The 16,122-nt window shown below is 75.7% G+C and carries 14 protein-coding genes; 7 read left to right on the top strand and 7 right to left on the bottom strand.

The annotated features are described in order from the left end of the window. Positions 1-62: 62 nt before the first annotated feature. Together ACVMYR_RS04660 and ACVMYR_RS04665 are read left to right on the top strand one after the other, a co-directional pair. Positions 63-2,174: a tetratricopeptide repeat protein gene (locus ACVMYR_RS04660; protein ID WP_457121159.1), complete on the top strand. Its 2,112-nt coding sequence runs from the start codon at positions 63-65 to the stop codon at positions 2,172-2,174. After that, the gene (locus ACVMYR_RS04665) at positions 2,171-2,761 is read left to right on the top strand and encodes a flavin reductase family protein (RefSeq protein ID WP_077935305.1); all 591 of its coding nucleotides are present in this window, start codon (positions 2,171-2,173) and stop codon (positions 2,759-2,761) included. Before ACVMYR_RS04660 ends, ACVMYR_RS04665 begins: the two co-directional genes overlap by 4 nt. Here the strand turns inward: ACVMYR_RS04665 and ACVMYR_RS04670 are convergent. After that, positions 2,748-5,657 carry an AAA family ATPase gene (locus ACVMYR_RS04670; protein ID WP_457121160.1) on the bottom strand — a complete coding sequence of 970 codons (2,910 nt, stop codon included), beginning with the start codon at positions 5,655-5,657 and terminating at the stop codon, positions 2,748-2,750. The two genes, ACVMYR_RS04665 and ACVMYR_RS04670, sit on opposite strands and share 14 nt — an antisense overlap. A gap of 223 nt (positions 5,658-5,880) precedes the next feature. On the opposite strand from ACVMYR_RS04670, the gene mobA reads away from it, so the two are divergent. The 3 genes from mobA to ACVMYR_RS04685 all read left to right on the top strand — a co-directional run bounded on the left by mobA (position 5,881) and on the right by ACVMYR_RS04685 (position 8,003). Then, positions 5,881-6,480 carry a molybdenum cofactor guanylyltransferase gene (gene mobA / locus ACVMYR_RS04675; RefSeq protein ID WP_457121161.1) on the top strand — a complete coding sequence of 200 codons (600 nt, stop codon included), beginning with the start codon at positions 5,881-5,883 and terminating at the stop codon, positions 6,478-6,480. After that, positions 6,477-6,731, top strand: a complete 255-nt coding sequence (locus ACVMYR_RS04680) for a DUF6457 domain-containing protein (protein ID WP_077935307.1) — start codon at positions 6,477-6,479, stop codon at positions 6,729-6,731. The genes mobA and ACVMYR_RS04680 overlap by 4 nt, the downstream gene beginning before the upstream one ends. Before the next feature lie 117 nt (positions 6,732-6,848). Beyond that, on the top strand, positions 6,849-8,003 hold the full coding sequence (locus tag ACVMYR_RS04685; RefSeq protein WP_091275861.1) for a T3SS (YopN, CesT) and YbjN peptide-binding chaperone 1: 1,155 nt from the start codon (positions 6,849-6,851) through the stop codon (positions 8,001-8,003). Positions 8,004-8,126: 123 nt separating this feature from the next. Here ACVMYR_RS04685 and ACVMYR_RS04690 read toward each other — a convergent pair whose 3' ends face one another. Both ACVMYR_RS04690 and ACVMYR_RS04695 read right to left on the bottom strand, forming a co-directional pair. Beyond that, a complete protein-coding gene (locus tag ACVMYR_RS04690; protein ID WP_457121162.1) occupies positions 8,127-10,016 on the bottom strand; it encodes a beta-propeller domain-containing protein in 1,890 nt (629 codons plus the stop codon). A gap of 66 nt (positions 10,017-10,082) precedes the next feature. After that, a complete protein-coding gene (locus ACVMYR_RS04695; protein ID WP_043960922.1) occupies positions 10,083-10,538 on the bottom strand; it encodes an Lrp/AsnC family transcriptional regulator in 456 nt (151 codons plus the stop codon). Between the two features lie 59 nt (positions 10,539-10,597). Between ACVMYR_RS04695 and ddaH the strand changes: the two genes are divergently transcribed. Further along, positions 10,598-11,431 carry a dimethylargininase gene (gene ddaH, locus ACVMYR_RS04700; protein WP_396789336.1) on the top strand — a complete coding sequence of 278 codons (834 nt, stop codon included), beginning with the start codon at positions 10,598-10,600 and terminating at the stop codon, positions 11,429-11,431. Positions 11,432-11,507: 76 nt separating this feature from the next. Here the strand turns inward: ddaH and ACVMYR_RS04705 are convergent, their stop codons facing one another. Beyond that, positions 11,508-12,713 carry an ABC transporter substrate-binding protein gene (locus ACVMYR_RS04705; RefSeq protein ID WP_077935298.1) on the bottom strand — a complete coding sequence of 402 codons (1,206 nt, stop codon included), beginning with the start codon at positions 12,711-12,713 and terminating at the stop codon, positions 11,508-11,510. Positions 12,714-12,791: 78 nt separating this feature from the next. Further along, positions 12,792-13,589 (bottom strand): alpha/beta hydrolase family protein, encoded by a 798-nt coding sequence (locus tag ACVMYR_RS04710; protein ID WP_396789174.1) that lies wholly within the window; start codon positions 13,587-13,589, stop codon positions 12,792-12,794. A gap of 104 nt (positions 13,590-13,693) precedes the next feature. On the opposite strand from ACVMYR_RS04710, the gene ACVMYR_RS04715 reads away from it, so the two are divergent. Further along, positions 13,694-14,296: a bacterial proteasome activator family protein gene (locus tag ACVMYR_RS04715; RefSeq protein ID WP_077935300.1), complete on the top strand. Its 603-nt coding sequence runs from the start codon at positions 13,694-13,696 to the stop codon at positions 14,294-14,296. Positions 14,297-14,336: 40 nt separating this feature from the next. Here the strand turns inward: ACVMYR_RS04715 and ACVMYR_RS04720 are convergent, their stop codons facing one another. Together ACVMYR_RS04720 and ACVMYR_RS04725 are read right to left on the bottom strand one after the other, a co-directional pair. Then, complete coding sequence (locus tag ACVMYR_RS04720) at positions 14,337-15,149, bottom strand: HAD family hydrolase (RefSeq protein ID WP_043960918.1); 813 nt, start codon at positions 15,147-15,149, stop codon at positions 14,337-14,339. Further along, positions 15,149-15,970 (bottom strand): HAD family hydrolase, encoded by an 822-nt coding sequence (locus tag ACVMYR_RS04725; RefSeq protein ID WP_077935295.1) that lies wholly within the window; start codon positions 15,968-15,970, stop codon positions 15,149-15,151. The genes ACVMYR_RS04720 and ACVMYR_RS04725 overlap by 1 nt, the downstream gene beginning before the upstream one ends. Positions 15,971-16,122 lie beyond the last annotated feature (152 nt).

Below are 16,122 nucleotides of genomic sequence, written 5' to 3' on the forward strand. Positions count from 1 at the left end.
CGCCCGGCCCACCTCCCCCGACACCCACCGCGAACAAGGCCCACCAAGCGAGGAGCAACGGCATGACTGCACATCAATGGCGGATCGGGCCGGCGCCGGTCGACGGCGAGCAGGTCGATCTCGCGGTCGACTCGCACCGGGGCCTGCGCGGCCCCTACACCGGGCTGGGCAGCGTCCTGCGGCAACTCGTGCCGCAGGCGTACGAACGCTGGCCCGACCTCGTGCAGCGGCACCTGACCGAGATCCTGTCGGCGGCCCCGGAGCTGCGCGGGACGCTCGACGCGGCCCCCGAGACGCTCACCTCGTTGGCGGTGCCCGAGGAGCGGACCCGGATCTATCCGGCCAACCGCACCCGCCGGCTGGCCCACGGCGCGACGGAGTTCCTCGCCGGGTACGCCACCCGCGCCGGCCGCCTCCCGCTGCGGCTCGCGTTCGACCGGGTGGACCAGGCGGACCCCACCGACCAGGAGTTCCTGGCCATCTTCCTGCGGCGGGTGCGCCCCGACGTGGTGCGGGTGCTCGTCGGCACCGACGGCGCACCGCTGGAGCCGGAGCTGACCGGTGCCCTCGACCGGTACGCCGACCGGCTGCCGGAGCTGCCCCGCGCCGCCGGCCCCGCCGGGCGCGGACCGGAGGCGCTGCTGCGGGCGTACGTCGACGCCGACGGCACCTCCACCGACCCGGCCGAGTCGGCCGCGTACCGGCAGGCCGACCCGCAGGTGCGGGCGGCGTTGCACGACGCGCGCGCCGCGCTGCTGCGCGAGCGGGGCGAGTGGAGCCTGGAACTCGGCGCGATCCCCTGGCACCTGGAACGCGGCAGCGACCCCGCCGGGGCCGGCGCGGAGGCGCTGTACGAGGCGGCGCGGCACTGCGGCGCGCTGGGCTACTACCACGCGGTGATCGACTACGGGACCCGTGGCCGGGCGATCGTCGACCCGGACACGCAGATGGAACGGTTCTGGCTGCTCAGCACGCGGGCGAGTTCGGCCATGGTGGTGCTCGGCCGCACCGTCGAGGCGGAACCGACGTACCTCGACCTGCGCAGCCGGTACGCGGACCCCGAGCTGCAGATGTCCACCGGGTACGCGCTGGCGATGCTCTACACCCGTTTTCATCCCGAGGAGCTGAAGGACCACCACCTGGCCCGGGGCTACATCAACAACTCCATCGCGCTCGCCTCGCTGCTGCCCGACCCGCAGAAGCGCGCCTTCCACTCGGTGTTCCAGAACAACGGGCTGGCGCTGATCGAGATGCGGCTCGGCCGGGTGGCGGCGGCGCTGCGGCTGGTCGACGACGGGCTCGACCGGCTCGACCGCGAGCTGCCCGGCGACAAACACCGGCTGCACCGCTCGGTGCTCGTGCACAACCGGGGCAAGGCGTACCTGGCCCTGGGCCGCCTGGACGAGGCCCTCATCGACCTGACCCGGGTCATCGAGCTGGACCCGAACTACGCCGACTACTACTTCGACCGGGCCGACGTGCGGCGGCGCCTCGGCGACCTCACCGGCGCGGTCGCCGACTGCGACACGGCGATCAGCCTGTCGCCGCCGTTCTTCGAGCTGTACTACAACCGGGCCGACCTCAAGGCCGAGCTGGGTGACGTGGCCGGGGCGATCGCCGACTTCGGCTACGTGGTGGAGCTGGAGCCCGACCAGCTCGACGCCCGGGTGAACCTGGTCAGCCTGCTGCTCGACGACGGGGCCGTCGACGCCGCCCGGCCGCACGTCGAGGAGGGCCTGCTGCGCCACCCCGCCGACGCCCGGCTGCTGCACCTGCGGGGTGTGCTGGCGCTGGCCGACGGGGCGGAGGCGGACGCCCGCCGCTACCTCGACGAGGCGCTGGCGGCCGACCCGGGACTGGTCGCCGCGCTGGCCAGCCGGGCCGCCCTGGCGTTCGACGGCGGGGACCACGGGAGGGCCGTCGCCGACCTGACGGCCGCGCTCGCGGTGGACGGCGACAACCCGGACCTGCTCTACAACCGGGGGTTCGTCCACGAGGCGGCGGGCCGGTGGGCGGAGGCGGTCGCGGACTACGGCCGGGCGCTGGAGCTGCCCGGCGCGGACCGGGCGGAGCTGATCGGCCGCCGCGCCCGCTGCCAGTCGGAACTCGACGGGACGGCCGCCGGAGGGCCCGGCGGGGCGGCGGGGCGGCCGGACCTGGCCGGCGCGCGATGACCACCGTGGTCCCCCGGCACGCGGTGACCGGACCGGAGCGGGCCACCCCCGCCGACGGCGCGGGGCCGGACCGGGCGGCTCCGCGCGGGTCGGGTCCGGAGCGGGCAACCCCCGTCGGCGGGCCGGAGCTGCGGGAGTTCATGCGCAGCTGGGCCACCGGCGTGGCGGTGGTCACCAGCCGCGCGGCCGGGCACCCCGTCGGCTGCACCGTGAACGCGTTCACGTCCGTGTCCCTGCATCCGCCGCTGCTCCTCGTCTCGCTGGCCCGGACCAGCCGCACCCTCGCCGCGATCACCGCCGAGGGCGGGTTCGCGGTGAACCTGCTGGGCCGCCGGCAGCGCGCACTGGCCGACCGGTTCGCCACCGGCGCCGTCGAGGACCGGTTCGCCGGGGTGGCGCACCGTGCCCTCGACGGGATGCCGCTGCTCGACGGGGCGATGGCGGCGGCCGTGTGCGCGGTGACCCAGCTGATCGCCGTCGCCGACCACGTGCTGGTGCTCGGGTCCCCGTACTGGTGCGAGGCCACGGACGACGCCGACCCCGCCGTCTTCCTCGGCGGCCGCTACCGGACGGTCAGTCCGGCCTGACCTCCTCGCGGACCCGGGCGGCGTAGCGGTTCAGCGCCGCCCGGTTGGCCTGCTCGGTCTTGGCGATCAGGCTCGCCACGTGCTTCTCCACCGTGCGTGGGGAGATGAACAGCTCGCTGGCGATGCTCCGGTTGTCCGACCAGTCCGCCATGAGCTGGAGCACCTCGTATTCCCGCTCGGTCACCCCGATCATCCGCAGCGGCTGCGGGACCCGACTGTCGGTGCGCCGGTGCGGCACCACCACCCCGAGGTCGCGCAGCTGGGCCCGGCAGGCGCGGGCCGGTGCCGGCACCCCCGCCAGCCGGAAGTATTCCTCCGCGCCGCGCAGCCAGTCGACCGGCTCACCCCACCGGTCCGCGTGGGCGCAGGGCGCGACGAGCCGCAGGCCGAGGTGGAGCGCCACGGGGTGGGCGGGGGTCCGGCGGAGGGCCGCCACCGTCGCGCCGGCCGCCTCCCGGTCACCCCGCCGCCCCAGCAGCACCGCCCTCGCCAGCAGGGCGAACTGCCGGTTCCAGTGCAGCCGCCCGGCGGGCGTGCCACCGGCGTCGTCGCCGAGCCGCCGGTCGGCGTCGCCGGGCAGCACCGCCAGGAGCAGGGCCAGCCCGTGCTGGCCGGCGAGCGGATAGGGCGCGGGACAGCCTGCGTCGTACGCCGCCGCCCGGTCCAGCTCCCGGCGCGCCCGCGCCGGGTCCTCCTCCAGCAGCGCGCACACCGCCGCGGCCATGCCGTGGGCGAGGGCCGCCACCGGCTCGCCGTCGCCCGACAGGCCGGTCAGGGCCGCGTCCAGCTCGTGCCGTCGCCCCCGGTGCCCCGCGCAGACGGCCCGGACGAGCGACAGCAGCGGCGCGGACTCGCCCAGCCCGAGCCGCTGCGCGTCGGTCGTGCACTCCTCGACGAGCCGTTCGGCCTCGGCGTACTCGGCCCGCAGCGCGTGGTCCCAGGCGAGCCGGACGTCGACCGCGTGGCGCAGCGCGTGGGCGCCGAGCTGCCGGGCCCGTTCCGCGCTGCGGGCCAGCGCGTCGGCGTCACCGGTGAGCAGCCACCGCTGCTCGGCGAGCAGGGCGGCGGCCCGGGTGCGCCACAGCGGCAGGTGGTGCCGCTCGGCGATCCGGCGCATCCGGGTGAAGCAGGGCTGGGCCCCCTCCGGCCCGGTCCGGCGGGCCAGCACCCCCCGCGCCTGCCAGCTGAGGCAGGCGACGCCGGGCAGCCCGGCGCTCTCCGCCGCCGCGGCGGCACGCGTGGCGAGCCGGGTGGCCCGCCCCGGGGCGTCCAGGCCCAGGTGGGCGGCGACGGCGTCGACCGGCGCGGTCTGCCGCTCGGACGCGCCGGGGCCGAGCAGCGTCCGGGCGGAGTCGAGCTGCGCGGCGGCGTCGGTACGCCGCCCGGCGAGCAGGGCGAGCCGGGCGAACAGGACGTGTACGGCCGCCAGCCGCTCGGGCGGGACCGCCGGGTGGCACAGGTCGTCGAGGCTGTCGAGCAGCCGCAGCCCGCGTCCGGCCTCGCCGCTCTCCAGCAGCGCGCACAGCAGCTCGTGCAGCACGTCGGCGCGCAGCGCGACGTCGACCCCCGTCGCCGCCAGCCGCCACGCCCCGTCGAGGGTCTCGGCGGCCGACCGGAGCCGCCCGGCGTTGAGGTCCCGGCGACCGGCGAGGGCGAGCAGCCGTACGGCGCCCGGCACGTCGCCCGCCAGCCGGGTGAGCCGGGCCGTGAACCGGCACCAGTCCCCGGGCAGGCCCGGGTGCAGCTCGTTCACCGCGTCCACCGCCTGGTGTGCCAGAGCGGCCCGGTCGGTGGGGGTGAGCTGGCCGAGCAGGGCGACGGCGGTGGTCATGGTGCGGAACGCGTACCAGTCGTGGTCGCCGCCCTCGGCGGTGACGAGTCCGGCCGTGACCGCCGCGCGCAGGTGTCGGAGCAGGTCGTCCTGCCCCATCTTCAGCGCCAGGCCGAGCACGGAGACCGGGAACCGCTCGCCGATCACGGCCGCGGCGGTGAGCAGGTGCCGTCCGGCGGGGCCGAGCCGGTCGGCCTGGTCGGTGACGCTGCGCCGCACGGTCGGCGGCACCTCGGTGCGGACGCCGTCGACCAGCCGGCACCCGTCGCCGTGCACCGCCAGGTTGCCGCTGTCGAGCATGGCGCGGAGCAGCTCCGCCGCCAGGAACGGGTTGCCGGCGCTGTCGCGGCAGAGCCGGTCGAGAACCGCCTCGGCGATCCGCTCGGGGGCGAGGCCCAGCCGGGACGCCACCAGCAGGCGCACGGCGCGCCGGCTCAGCGGTTCGAGGCGCAGGACGGTGCCGCTGCACCGCCGGCCCAGGGCCTGCGCCAGGTCCCACGCCGGCCCGGGCTCGGCGCGGAGGGTGGCCAGCAGCAGCACGCCCTGGTCGGCGAGGTTGTCGGCCAGGTACTCCACCACGGCCAGGGTCGCCGGGTCGGTGTCGTGCAGGTCCTCCAGGGCGAGCAGGCAGCCCCGCCCGGCCCCGGTGACCGAGAGCAGCCGCAGCACCGCCTCGGCGAGCAGCACGGGCGACGGTGGACCCGCCGTCCCCACCGACAGGTCCTGGGGGATGAGCCTGCCGAGGGCGGACCGGTAGGGCCGCAGGCTCGCGTGTTCCAGGGCGGGCTCGGTGCGGGACAGGGGGGCGAGCGCCTCGGTCAGGGGGCGCAGGGCCACCGCCGGGCCGGTCGAGCCGGCGCGGCCCACCAGCACCGCCATGCCGGCCTGCCGCCCGTGCTGCGTCGCCTCCAACGTCAGCCGGGACTTCCCCAGGCCGTCGCCGCCGACCACGAAGATCGCGCCGCCGCATCCCGCGCGGGCCTGGTCCAGCGCCTCGCGCAGCAGCGCGCGTTCGGAATCCCGGCCGACCAGGACGGGCAGCTCGGTGTGGTCACCTGCTGGCATGTGGCACCTCCGTCCACCTCGAAGAACGTCACGCCCGGCTGAAGGAGCGGTCGTGATCGGCCGGACCCGACGAGTGGGGCGGACTTCGAAACGTAACGTTCCTGAGTCGTCACTTTAGGAAGTAAGCAACAAGATTTACAGGCCCGCCGGATCGACCTGCGGCGCTCCGCCTGTCGACTGCGCGACATGCCCCCTCGGCCCCACCGGGCGGTACGGTGGCCGCGTGGGGGACTGGGCGGCGGTCGTGCTGGCGGGCGGGGCCGCGCGCCGGATGGGCGGCGTGGACAAGCCCGGGGTGCCGGTCGGCGGCCGGCCGATGCGCGACCGGGTGCTCGACGCCGTCGCCGACGCCGACGTCCGGATCGTGGTGGGCCCGGCCGGCCCGGTGCCGCCGGGCGTCCGGTCGACCCAGGAACGCCCCCCGGGAGGCGGGCCGGTGGCCGCCGCCGCGGCCGGCGTGTCCCTGCTGCCCGTCGGCACGACGACCGTGGCGCTGCTCGCCGCCGATCTGCCCCTGCTCACCCGCGACGCGGTACGCCTGCTGCGCGAGCAGCTCGCCGACCCGACCGTGGACGGGGTGTGCCTCGTCGACGGCGACGGCCGGCGGCAGCAGCTCTGCGGGGTGTGGCGGGTCGCGCCGCTGCGGGCCGCGTTCGGCCGCCTCGCCTCCGCCCGGGGCGGCTCGCTCGGCGGCGCGGCGGTGCGGGCCCTGCTCGCCGGGTTGACGGTGCGCGACGTGCCCTGGTCCGGGACGGGCCCGCCGCCCTGGTTCGACTGCGACACTGACGAGGACGTACGCCGGGCGGAGGGGTGGACACGTTGACGACGCTGGAGGACTGGGTGACGGCGGCCTGCGCGGAGCTGGGCCTCGACCCGGCCGAGGTGCCGGTGCCGGTGGTGCTCGACCTGGCCCGGGACGTCGCGCACCAGGTGCTGCGGCCCGGTGCGCCGGTCTCCGCGTACCTGCTGGGGGTGGCCGTGGGACGCGGGGCCGATCCGGTCGCGGCGGCCGACCGGCTCAGCGCGCTGGCGGGCGGTTGGCCGGTCGAGCTGGGGGAACGGCCCCCGGCCTGACGGCTGCCCCGGCCCCGGCCTGACGGCTGCCCCTGCGCGTCGATGTCCGATCCCGGTCCGGCCTGATCCGGGTTCCGGGCGGCCTGGGTAGGGTGACCGCAACGGACGGAGGCGATCATGACGGTAGGCCACCCCTCGACGCCGGCCTCGGACCCGCCCGGCGGCACCCCCGGGCACGACGGCGAGCCGGAGCACGGCGGCCCGTCGGCGTCCGGCGGCCCGGCGGAGCACCAGCACGAGTCGATCCTGCTGGACGAGCCGACCACGGCCGACCTGCGGGCGAAGGTGACCCAGGCGTGGCGCGAGTTCGCCCGGGCGCTCGCCGAGCGGCTGCGGGAGCTGCCCGCCGGCACGCACGTCGAGCTGACCCTCGACCCCACCGCCTCCGGCACGGGCGACGCCATCTACTCCATCAGCATCGACCTCGCCGACGACGGCCGGCTCTCCGCGTGGGCCGTCGGCAACGCGACCCTCCCGCAGGGCTACCGGCTGGACCGGGCGGCCGTCGCCGACATGGTGGCGCTCGGCTGGTCCCCGCCCGGGGTGGTCGAGGGCTCCGGCGAGCACTTCGGGCTGACCGGCGACACCACCGAGGCGACCCGGCTGGCCGCCCTTCTCTCCCGCACCCTGCGGGACGTCTACGGGGCCCCGCACCCGGCGTTCCTGGTCTATCTGGTGCACGACGCCGAGGGCGGGCCCGTGCCGATGGAGCCGCTGGGCACCGCGCGCAGCGAGTTCGGCCCGGACCAGGACGTCGAGGCGGACCTCGACGAGGCGCTGGCCGCCGCCCAGGGGCCGCGCACCGACGTGCTGGCCCTCGCCGAGCAGGTGCGGACCGTGGTGTCCGCCATGCTCAAGTCCGACTCCGACAAGTTGCAGGTCGACTCCGACGGCGACATCAACATCCGGGCCGGATCGGCGATGGTCTTCGTCCGGGTCCGCGACAACCCGCCGCTGGTCGACGTCTTCTCGCCGGTGCTCACGGAGGTCGAGCCCACCGAGCGGCTCTACGTGAAGCTGTCCGAGCTGACCAACCGGATGCCGATCGGGCGGCTCTACTGCGCCGACGACACGGTCTGGGCGTCCATCCCGGTCTTCGGTCGCGACTTCCAGGCCACCCACCTGATGCTGGCCGTGCAGGTGATGACCGGCCTCGCCGACGAGCTGGACGACCGGCTGCACGGCGAGTTCGGCGGGAAGCGGTTCTTCGGCGAGGGCGACAAGCCCGGCCGGCGGGACCAGGGCGAGCACCGCACCGGCATGTATCTCTGAGACCGCCGGCAGGGCTCTCCGCGGCCGGCTGACCTCTGCCGCCCGCAGGGCTCCCCCGACGACGCGGAGGCGGGTGGGGCCCGGTCGGCCCGAGTGCCGGGCCCCACCCGCCGGCTCGCAGGGTCAGGTCGCCGGGAGCCAGGCGATCCTGACCGGCCCGGCGACGCCGGCCGGGTCGTCGGCCCGCAGGCCGACGTCGGAGACGGTCCAGAGGACGCCGCCGACCAGCAACGACCGGCTCACCGGGGCGCGCCCGGGGTGGGTGACCGTGCCGGCCGGCACGATGGTCGCCCCGGCGACCCGCAGCAGGAGCAGCCCGCCGTCGTGGACGGGGAGCGCCACCAGCCCCGTCCCGGGGTCGTACAGGAAGGCGTGCGGGTCGAACTCCACGGCCGAACCGGCCCCCGGCACGTGGTGGCGGGCCAGCCGGGTGGGCCGGGTCGGGTCGGCGACGTCGAACAGCGAGACCTGGAGGCCCTGCGCCCGCCCGTCGGCATCCGCCTCCTGTCCGACCCCGAGCAGCCGCCCCGGCCCCGCCGGGTGCAGGTAAGCCGAGTACCCGGTGATCTTCAGCTCGCCGGTGACCCGGGGCGCCGCCGGGTCGGTCAGGTCGAGCGTGTAGAGCGGGTCGGTGCGCCGGAAGGTCACCACGTGACCGGTGGGGCCGAGGTAGCGCACCGAGTGGATCCGCTCGCCCCGGCCGAGGCCGGTGACCGCGCCGACCCGGGTCAGCAGGTCGCCCCGCCGGGCCAGCACGTACACCCCCGACTCGGTCGTCGGGCGGGACCACCGGTCGTCGCCGCTGGTGGTGGCCACCCGCAGGTGGCCCTGCCACTCCGACAGGGCGTACTGGTCGAGCAGCGTGCCCGGCACGGTGCCGGCGGCCAGGTAGCGGGGGCGGCCCGGCGCGCGGGTGTCGAACTGGTAGATCGCGGTGCCCGGGTCGCGTCCCGCCGGCCCGCCCCAGCCGCGCGGCCGGAGCTGGCCCGGCCGCTGCCGCTGCCCGGCGAGGTAGAGGCTGCCGGCGGTGCCGTAGACGGTGTCCGCGTCGCCGGCCACGCTCACCGGGTCGCCGTCGCCGAGGCGGCCGGCGGCCAGGTCGAAGCTGAGCACGGTCAGCAGGGCCGTGCCGGTGGTGTCGGCGGTGGCGGCCAGCCGGTCGCAGCCGACCCGGCCGCCGCCGCGCCGGTCGCCCTCGGTCCAGTCGTACGCCGGCAGCCACGCGTCCAGGTCGGCCCGGCCGATCGCCGCCCGGTTCGCGGCCAGCCGCTGCGCCTCGGTGGCCCCGTCGCCCGGCTCGGGGAGGACCAGCCGGGCCTGGGAGCGGACCACGACCCGGGCCGTCGGGCCGGTCAGCCGCGCGTCGAGCAGGCTCCCGTCGATCCGGTACGTCCCGACCAGCGCGGGCCGCCCGGCCAGGTCCACCAGGAGCAGCCTGGCCCCGGTGGGCCCGCCCGCCGGCCGGCGGGCCGACGTGCCGTTCGGGAGCATCGGCGTGCTGCCCCGGAGCAGCACCAGCGCCCGGTCGCCGTGCAGCAGCAGGCTGCCCTCCCCTGGCCCGGGTCGCGCGTCGTCGCCGGTCAGGTCCAGCCGCCCGCTCGTGCGCCGGGTGGCCGGGTCGACGACCCGCAGCACGCCCCCGGTGACGGTGACGATCCGCCGGCCGTCGGTCTTGACCAGGTCCGGCTCGTCGGCGCCCGGCTCGTGGACGTTGGTGCCGGAGTGCTCCGGCGTCGCCCGGGCACCGTCTCCCGCCCTCGAAAGCGCCAGCGGCTCGCCGGCCCCGCCCGTGGCGAAGCCGGTCCGCCAGCCGGGCTGGAAGCCCCAGGGCCCGACCGAGGCGGAGGCGGCGGCGCGCAGCCGGGCCAGCGCGTCGGCGCAGGTGTCGAAGGAGACCAGCCGGGGCGCGGCGGTCGGCGGCGCCGGCTGCGGGGCCGGCCCCGCGGGGGCGCTGCCGGCGAGCAGGGTCAGGGCGGCCAGCGTGCCGACGGCGGTGACGGTTGCCCGGGTCATGCCGCTTCGACGCCGCGTGCCCGACTCCGGTTCCCGCGCCGCCCGAGCGGCTCAGGCCGGCGTCCCTCAGGTGGAGGGGCCGACGCCGGGGGACTCGGCGAGGCGGGAGAGCACGATGGTGCTGCGGGTGGAGGTCACGAACGACTCGGCGCGCAGCCGTTCGAGGGCCTCCTCCAGGTGCGAGATGTCCGCCGCGCGCAGGTGCACCAGCGCGTCGGCCTCCCCGGAGACCGTGTACGCCCCGACCACCTCCGGATGCCGGCGCACGGCCACCCCGATCTGGGCGGGGGTGGTCCGCCCGGCGCAGAACAGCTCGACGAAGGCCTCCGTGGTCCAGCCGACGGCGGCCGGGTCGACGACGGCCGTGAATCCCCGGATCACCCCGGCGGCGCGCAGCCGGTCCACCCGGCGCTTGACGGCCGGGGCGGAGAGCGAGACCCGGCTGCCGATGTCGGCGTACGAGGCGCGGGCGTCCGCCACCAGCAACGCAATGATTCGCTGATCCACCGCGTCTATCTGCAACGTTCCGCCCTCAGGAAGCAATGGTTGTGGCTGTTACCAAGGTTCAAGGCTACCTACTCTTGGTTTCCGTGAACCAGCACCGGATCCCCAGAAAGCGGACATATCTCATGTGTTCGCCCGAGCATTTCGCCGTCGCGTACGCGATCAATCCGTGGATGGACGTCACCACGCCCGTCGACGCGGCGCTGGCGGTCAAGCAGTGGGACCGGCTGCGCGAGACGCTGCTCGGCCTCGGCCACGACGTGCACCTGCTCACCCCCGAGGCCGGCCTGCCCGACATGGTGTTCGCGGCCAACGGCGCGTTCGTCGTCGACGGGACGGTCTACGGCGCCCGGTTCAAGCACGAGCAGCGGGCCGCCGAGGCCGCCGCGCACCGTGCCTTCTACGAGGAGCGGGGCTGGCACTTCATCGCCCCGAACGAGACCAACGAGGGCGAGGGCGACTTCGCGTACCTGCCGGAGGCGCACGGCGGGCTGGTCCTCGCCGGCCACGGCTTCCGCACCGAGCTGCCAGCGCACGCCGAGGCGCAGGAGGCGCTCGGTCGGCCGGTGGTGTCGCTGCACCTGGTCGACCCCCGCTTCTACCACCTCGACGTGGCGCTGGCCTCGATCGACGACGGGAACATCGTCTACTACCCGGGCGCGTTCTCGGCGGCCAGCCAGCGGGTCCTCGCCCAGCTCTTCCCCGACGCGATCGTCGCGGACGACATCGACGCCCTGGCGTTCGGCCTGAACCTGGTCAGCGACGGGGCGAACGTGGTCCTGAACAGCGAGGCGTCCCGGCTCGCCGGCAAGCTGAAGGCGGCCGGCTACACCCCCGTGCCGGTCGAGTTGACCGAGGTGCGCAAGGGCGGCGGCAGCGTGAAGTGCTGCATCGCGGAGCTGCGCGACTGACGGGCGCGACCCACCCGCGTACGGGCCGGTCCCACCTGGGGGGAGACCGGCCCGTGCGGTGTCGTCGGGCGGGCGGTCAGCCGAGCGTGGCCAGCTCGTTGATCAGGACGTTGGAGAGCACCTGACCGTCGCGCTGCACCTTGCGCAGGTACCACTTCTGCTGGGGTGTTCGTGGCTGGTTGAACTGCCACGCCCCGCGCGGGCTGTCGATCTGGCCGATCTTGCCCAGCGCCAGGTTGACCTGCTGCGGGGTCGGGTCGCCCCCGGCCAGCCGGATCGCCTTGTCCAGCACCTGCGCCGCGTCGTACGACGCCATCGCGTAGGTGGTCGGGGACGCGCCGTGCGTCTTGCGGTACGCCGAGGCGAAGGTGCGGTTGGCGGTGTTGTTCAGGTCGGCGGAGTAGTTCAGCGCGGTCACGATGTTGCGCGCCTCCACCTCCTGCACCTCGTCGAGCACGGTGCCCTCGGTGAGGAAGCCGGGCGCGTAGATCGGGCCCGTCCACCCCTCGCGGTAGAGCTGCTTGATGAACTGCACCGCCGCCGGCCCGGCGAAGTGGCAGAAGATCGCGTCCGGCTGGCGGGCCAGGGCGGTGCGGATGTCGGCGGTGTACGCCGTGCCGCCCGGCGTGCTGCTGGTGTCGGTCCAGATCACCGGGTCGGCGATCCGGGGATCGCCCGTTCCGGCGGTGCTGAACTGGGCCTGGAGCCCTTGGATCACGTCGCGGGAGCCGAGGTTGTCGGGGGCGATGATGGCGACCCGACTGCCGGTGGGCAGCCGCTGCGCCATGTACGGGCCGATCGCCCGGCCCGGCTCGTCCAGCACGTAGGAGGTGCGCCAGATGTAGACGACGCTCTGGAGGCTCTTCGGCGAGGCGTTGGAGCCGACCAGCGGCACCCGGGCCTTCTCGACGGTGTCCCGGATGCCCACCATGACGGCCGAGTTGACCACGCCGGTGAGCGCGAGCACGCCCTGCTTGAGCAGGCTGTCGACGGCCGCCTTGCCGGTCTTGGCGGTCTCACCCTCGTCGGCGGTCACCACCGTCACCGGATGCCCGCCGAGCTGCTGGCCGTTGAGGGTGAGATAGAGCTGGAAGCCGTTGACGATCTCGTCGCCGATGGCCTTGAAGCCACCGGTCTGCGGTGCGATGAGACCGATCTTGACCGGCTTGCCGGTGGGGGCCGCCGGCCCTTCGTCGCCGTCCGTGGCGCAGGCGGCGGTCAGGCCCGTGGTACCGAGGGCGGCCAACAGTTGGAGTGCCCGCCTGCGGTTCATCTGGGACACCGAGTTCCTTCCGGGAGCTGAGCAGGGCCGATACCGTCCCCTCGGCGTTCTACCCGTTCGGCGACGCTGCGTCAATGTTCAGTGATCAAAGTGCAAGGTTCGCAGCCCACGGGCCACCTCCGGCCAGGCGGCGGACTCGGGATCGATAAGACCGAAATGCTCGCATTCGGGAAGCTCCACGAGCGTCACCGGGCCGCCGGCCGCCCGCGCGGCGGCGGCATATGACCGGCTCACCCCCACCGGCACCTGCCGGTCCAGCAGGCCGTGCAGGATCACCGTCCGTGTCGGGGCGGGCACCAGCAGGCGGGGGTCGGCGGCGGCGTACCGCTGCGGGTGCTCCGCCGGCCCGCCGCCGAGCAGCGCGGCCACCGCCCCGCCGTCCAGGTCCAGCCGGTACGCCTCGGCCAGGTCCGCGACCGGGGCGAGCGCCAGCACCCCCGCCACCGTCCCCGGTGCGGTGGCGGCGGCGTACAGGGCGAGGTGGCCGCCGGCCGAGTGGCCGACCAGCAGCGGCGGCCCCGGGCGCAGCCGGCCGCCCAGCACCGGCCCGGCCAGCCCGGGCAGCGCGGCGACCCCCGCCAGCACGTCCGCGAGGGTGCCCGGCCAGCCGCCGCCCGGCTGTCCGGTGCGCCGGTACTCCAGCTGGGCCACCGGATAGCCGAGCGCGGCCAGCGCCGCCGCGAGCGGCCCGGTGTGGCCGCGGTCGTACTCGGCCCGCCAGAAGCCGCCGTGCACCACCACGACCAGGGGGAGCGGCGGGCCGTCCCCCGCCGGGCGGCGCAGGTCGGCGACCTGGTCCGGGTGCCCGCCGTACGCGACGGTGGCGTCCGGCGCGGGGGCGGGGCGGTCGAGCACGGAGCGCGGGTCGGCGGGCATGCCGGCGACGGTAGCGCGGCAGAAGGCCCCGAGGGTGCCCGGTCGGGGAACACCCGCGACCGGTGCCGGTCCCGGCGAGCGGGCGGCCCGTCGCCTGGGTCAAGATGGAACGCATGACCGAAGCGCACTCCGCTGGACAAGACGACGAGCCGGGCCACGACGGCACCGGGCGATCCGGCACCGTGGTGGTGGTCGGCCCGGACGGCCGCCCGGTCGGCACCGTGCAGACCGACGAGGCCGCAGGCGAGGACCCGACCCGCCTGGTCGAGCAACCCGCCAAGGTGATGCGGATCGGCAGCATGATCAAACAGCTGCTGGAGGAGGTCAAGGCAGCCCCGCTCGACGACGCGAGCCGGCACCGGATGCGCGAGATCCACGAACGGTCGATCGTCGAGCTGAAGGAGGGCCTCGCCCCCGAGCTCCGCGACGAGCTGGAGCGGATCTCGCTGCCCTTCACCGAGGACAAGGCGCCCAGCGAGGGCGAGCTGCGGATCGCCCACGCCCAGCTCGTCGGCTGGCTGGAGGGGCTGTTCCACGGCATCCAGGCGGCCCTGGTGGCCCAGCAGATGGCCGCCCGCGTGCAGCTGGAGCAGATGCGCTCCGGCCGGCAGGCGCTGCCCAGCGGCCCCGCCGGGATGATGCCGGGCATGCCGGGCATCGGTCAGCCGCAGGGCGGCGAGGGACACAGCACCGGGCAATACCTCTGACACCGTCGCGCGCCGGGCCGTCGCAGGCCCGGCGCGCGTCTCAGCCCACCCCGAAGACCTTCTCCAGGTACGCGGCCACGCCGTCGGCGGAGTTCGCCGCCGTCACCTCGTCGGCGATCGCCAGGACGGCGGGGTGCGCGTTCGCCACCGCCACCCCCCGGCCGGCCCAGGTCAGCATCGGCACGTCGTTGGGCATGTCGCCGAAGGCCAGCACGTCCCGCTCGTCGATCCCGAGCCGGGCGCAGTACCAGGCCAGGCCCGCCGCCTTGGTCACCCCGGCCGCCGAGATCTCCACCAGCCCCGTGTACGACGAGTGGGTCGCCTCGGCCAGCCCGCGCAGCGCCCCGGCGACCACCTCCACGAACACGTCCGGGTCCTGCTCGCCGGCGCGGGCCAGCAGCTTCACCGCCGGCACCGAGTGCAGCTCCTCCGGCGAGGTGATCGCCCGGATCGCCTCCGCGTCGGCGTCCCAGCGCAGCGGATAGCCGGCCTCGTGCCGCATCTCGCGGCTGTCCACGATCTCCACCGCGAAGCTGACCCCGGGCACCTCGGCGCGCAGCCGCCGGGCCACCTCGGCGAGCAGCTCCGGCGCGAGCGGGTCGGCCCGGAGCACCTCGTCGGCCACCGGGTCGTACACCACCGCGCCGTTGGCGCAGATCGCCGGCAGCGGCTCGGCGAGCTGCTCGTACACCAGTTGGAGCCAGCGGATCGGGCGGCCGGTGACCAGCACGACCGGCGTGCCCCGCGCGGACATCCGGGCCAGCGCGTCGCGGGTGCGGGGGCTGAGCGTCCGCTCGTCGGTGAGCAGGGTCCCGTCGATGTCCGTGGCGACCAGCCGAGGTGTCTCTCCCATCACCGGGAGAGTAGTCGGTCCAGGTAGACCGCGACTCCGTCGTCGTCGTTGCGCAGCGTCACCTCGTCGGCGGCGGCGCGGACGGTCGGGTGGGCGTTGGAGACGGCCACCCGGGACCACCCGGCCCACTCGAACATCGGCAGGTCGTTGGGCATGTCACCGAAGACCAGCACGTCGGCCGGGTCCACCCCGAGCCGCTGCGCCACGACGTGCAGCCCGGACGCCTTGTCGACCCCGGGCGGGGAGATCTCGACGAAGCCGAGCCCCGCCTGGGTGAGCGCGGCCACCTCCGGGCCGACGATCCGGCGGGCGGTCTCCAGCAGCGCGTCGACGTGGTGGTCGGCCGTCCGGGCGAACGCCTTGATCACGTCGGTGGCGAGGCACTCGTCGCGGGTACGCGGCTCGAACAGGTCCGGGTACGGCCAGCTCGGGTGGTAGTCGCCCCAGAGCGGGGCACCGGTCTCGCCGGACGCCTCGACCATCACGGTGAGCGGGCCGACCTCGGCCTCCAGGTCGGCGAGCAGCCGCGCCAGCACCTGCCGGGAGAGCCGCTCCTCGCGCAGCACCTCCGGCCCGGCCGGGTCGCTCTGGTCGACCACCCAGCCACCGCCGGCGAGCACCAGGAAGTCGGCGGCGCGGATGTCGTTGCGGGTCAGTTCGGTGAGTCGCGGGCCCCGGCCGGTCGCGCCGACCACCGGGATGCCGGCGGCGCGCACCCGGTCGAGCACCTCATGGGTGTACGCGGAGACGGTCTCGTCGCTGCGGACCAGCGTCCCGTCGAGGTCGGTGGCGATCAGCTTGGGCAGCCCCGGGCGGGTCATGGCTCCTCCTTCGCCCGCCGCCGTCGCGCCGGCCCTGTCTCTGGGTCGTCGGTGCCTCGACCAGCAGTGACGGCGGGCAGCCACCGTACCTCGCGTAACCGGGCGCGGCCATGGCTTCCCGACGAACCGGGCGGCAACTCGACACCACACCC

Source organism: Micromonospora sp. PTRAS2 (assembly GCF_054052245.1).